This window comes from Azospirillum sp. B506, assembly GCF_000333595.1.
Lineage (GTDB): Bacteria > Pseudomonadota > Alphaproteobacteria > Azospirillales > Azospirillaceae > Azospirillum.
Window position 1 is genome coordinate 1 of sequence record NZ_BADK01001024.1, and the last position, 3,488, is coordinate 3,488.

4 protein-coding genes are annotated in these 3,488 nt (G+C 67.3%); all 4 read right to left on the reverse strand.

Going from position 1 to position 3,488, the window contains the following annotated elements; genetic code table 11:
* Window positions 1–657 (reverse strand): tRNA lysidine(34) synthetase TilS (tilS, locus tag I71_RS31490; RefSeq protein WP_244434174.1); only part of this gene is annotated, 657 nt, incomplete at its 3' end.
* Window positions 645–1,523 (reverse strand): tol-pal system protein YbgF, encoded by an 879-nt coding sequence (gene ybgF, locus I71_RS31495; RefSeq protein WP_049976433.1) that lies wholly within the window; start codon window positions 1,521–1,523, stop codon window positions 645–647. The genes tilS and ybgF, both read right to left, overlap by 13 nt.
* A 247-nt stretch (window positions 1,524–1,770) precedes the next feature.
* Entirely contained in the window at window positions 1,771–2,241 is a 471-nt protein-coding gene (gene pal, locus I71_RS31500; RefSeq protein WP_042703624.1) for a peptidoglycan-associated lipoprotein Pal, read from the reverse strand.
* A gap of 171 nt (window positions 2,242–2,412) precedes the next feature.
* A partial coding sequence (gene tolB, locus I71_RS31505; RefSeq protein ID WP_042703626.1) for a Tol-Pal system beta propeller repeat protein TolB occupies window positions 2,413–3,488 on the reverse strand: 1,076 nt, incomplete at its 5' end.

Here is a 3,488-nt window from a genome sequence, read left to right on the forward strand (position 1 = left end):
CAGCAGGGCGCGGGCGGCACGCAGACGGGCGCGGGCGAATCGTGGATTGTGGTTGGAGGGATCCTCGATCCAGTCCACGCCTTCGGCGCGGCAGGTCGCCAGCAGCCGGTCGTGGGAAAAACCAAGCAACGGCCGGATCACCCGAACCGCCCCATCGGCGCGGACGGGCGCCATCCCGGCCAGCCCGTCGATGCCGGAGCCGCGGGCCAGACGCAGCAGAACCGTTTCCGCCTGATCGTCGCGATGATGGGCGAGCGCCAGATGCAGGATGCCCGCCCCGGCACAGGCCGCGCCAAGCAGCCGGTGCCGCGCGGTCCTGGCCGCCGCCTGCACGCCGGCCGACGGCTTTGTCCCCTCCCAGCGCAGAACCCGATGCGGAACGCCTAACCGGGCCATGGCCTGCCCGACCGCCGCCGCCTCGTCGCCGGACTCGGGGCGCAACCCGTGATCGACGGTCAGCGCCAGCAGGGTTCCGCCGCGCTCTGCGACCCAATGCCGCAGCAGCAAGACCAGCGCCACGCTGTCTCCACCGCCGGAAACGCCGACCGCGACGGCCGGGGCCGGCTCGAATCCACCGATCGCCGCCAGGGTGCGGGCGAACTCCTCCGGCGTTACCGGAGCGGAGTCGCCACCGCTTCCGCCCATCAGGCCGGGCAATTGATGCGCTTGCGCTCCGTATCGGCACGGCGCTTCACGCTGGCCGAGGCTTCGGGGAACTTGGTCAGCAGCTGACCGAAGGCGGTGCAGGCATCCGACTTCTTGTTCATCTGCTGCAGGGTCATGCCCAGCTTCAGCAGGCTGTCCGCCGCCTTCGGGTTGGTGCGGTACTTGGACAGCACCTCGGCGAAGGCCTGGGCCGCTTCCGGGAATTTGTTGCGGACGTAATAGCTCTCGCCCAGCCAATATTGCGCGTTGCCGGCATAGGCGTGCGACTTGTTCTTGGCGATGAAGTCCTGCAGGGCCTTCTCCGCCCGGTCATAGTCGGAGTTGCGCAGCAGCTCGAACGCCTGCTCATACTGTTTTTCCGGCGACAGCCCGGCGGTGGAGGGCGGATTGGCCGAAGCGGTCTGCGCCGGCTTGTCGGCCTTCTTGTCATCAGCCGCGGCCGCCTTGGACGGCTTGCTCGGCGCGGCATCGGACATCGCACCGCCCATCGCCCCACCCATGGCGCCGCCGGCGGCCCCGCCGCCCTTTTCCAGCTCCTTCAGGCGGAAATCGACGTCGGCGTTGACCTTTTCCAGACGCTCGCGCAGCTGGGTGACCTGATAGCTCGATTCCTCGTACTTGCCGGTCAGATCCTGAATGGTCCGTTCGAGGTTCTGCAGGCGGATCTCGAAGTCGGCAGCGACGGACGGCGACAGCTGCGCCACCTCAACCGGACCGCCCAGTGCCGCAACCTGGGTTTCCAGCGATTGCAGCCGCTCGATCTGCCCCTTCGACTGGGCCAGGGCGGGGCCAGGGGCGGACATTGCCGCGAGCATGCCACCCAGCAGCAGGGCGGCGACGGGACGGATGTTGGTCATGCGCGTGGGATCCTGAGGAGATCTGATGCCGGGGGGAGCACCCACGGCGACCATGGCGAACGAAAAAGGCGACGCGATGGCCGCTGTTTAGCAGAACTTGCGCGCCGGCGCAAAGAAGCACGCGGGAGCGGAAATCCGGCCCTCGAAAGAGGCGGTGAACGCCCACGCCAAAAAAGAAAAGGCGCCGCCTCCGGCTTCCCGGCGGCGGCGCCCTTCCCTGTTCCCCGTCAGGCGGGGACCGGCGTCATCAGTTGACGACGGTCACGCCACGGCGGTTCTGCGACCATGCGGCCTCGTTCGAACCAACCACGGCCGGACGCTCCTTGCCGTAGGAGACGACGTTGACGCGGCTGGCCGGGATGCCCTTGGCGGCAAGGTAGTTCTTCACCGAGTTGGCGCGACGCTCACCCAGGGCCAGGTTGTACTCGCGGGTGCCGCGCTCGTCGGCATGGCCCTCGACGGTGACGGTGACCGAGCCGTAGGTCTGCAGCCACTTGGCCTGACGGTCGAGGGTGGCGCGAGCCTCCGGCGACAGGTCGAAGCGGTCGAGACCGAAGAAGACGCGGTCGCCGACGTTGACGACGAAATCTTCCGCCGAACCCGGACGGACCGACGACTGCTGGGCACCGGTGTTGGCGCCGTTGGCGGCGTCGTTCGGAGTGGATTCGCAAGCGGCGAGCAGAGCGACCGCGGCGAGGGCGAGGAACTTCATGCGCATGTTCAGGGACCCCTTGAACGAAACTTGATTGGCAATTGAACGAAACTTGCCGGATGGCCGAGTCCTGGTCTGCGCGGGGGCCGCTTCTTTCCGCCAAGCCCCGACGAAAAGACGACATCGACCTTTGTCTTGAGCATTGCTCCCGCGCCGCCGCAAAATAGGGCTACTCCACTAGGGAATCAAGGGCGACCACGCAGGGTCCGACGCATCGACAGGGGTGCTCACGCGACGCTCGTTGGCGCCCGTGATGTCGATGCTGTACAGCTTCGCGTTGCGGCCTCGGCCATCGCCCGACGGCAAGTCCTTGAAGAACATGAGAACACGGCCGTTCGGCGCCCATGTCGGGCCTTCGACGTGGAAGGCTTCGGTCAGGATTCGTTCCCCCGTCCCATCCGGACGGATTACGCCCACTGCAAAGCTGCTACCACGCTGGCGCGTGAAGGCGATCAGGTCGCCGCGCGGCGACCACACCGGCGTACCGTAGCGGCCCTCGCCGAAGGTCAGACGCTTCACGCCAGAGCCGTCGGCGCCCATGACATAGAGCTGCTGCGTGCCGCCGCGGTCCGACTCGAAGACGATCCGCTGGCCGTCCGGGGAATAGCTGGGGGCGGTATCGATGCCCGGCGCATCGGTCAGCTGGGTCTGGCGGCGGGTGCGCAGGTCCAGGGTGTAGATGTCGGTGTTGCCGTTCTGGGCCATCGACATGATCACCTTGTTGCCGTCCGGCGAGAAGCGCGGGGCGAAGGTCATGCCGGGGAAGTCGCCCAGGACCTCCTGGCGGCCGGTGTCGATGTTGAACAGGTACACGCGCGGCTTCTTGTTGAAGTACGACATGTACGTGATTTCCTGCGACGTCGGCGAGAAGCGCGGCGTCAGGACCAGGGTCTGGCCGTCGGTCAGGAACTGATGGTTGGCACTGTCCTGGTCCATGATGGCCAGCTGCTTCTTGCGCGCGTTCGCCGGGCCGGATTCGGCGACGTAGACGATGCGCGTGTCGAAATAGCCGTCCTCGCCGGTCAGGCGCTTATAGATGGCATCCGCCACGATGTGGGCGATGCGGCGCCATTCCTGCGGCGAGGCGCTGTAGCTCAGCCCCTGCATGTACTGGCCGGCGGCAACGTCCCACAGGCGGAAATCGACCTTCATGCGGCCGTCGCCGCCCGTCGTGGTGTTGCCGGCGACCAGCGCCTGGGCGCCCAGCGCCTTCCAATCCTGATAGCGCGGCTCGCCGCTGCGCAGCTGGTCCG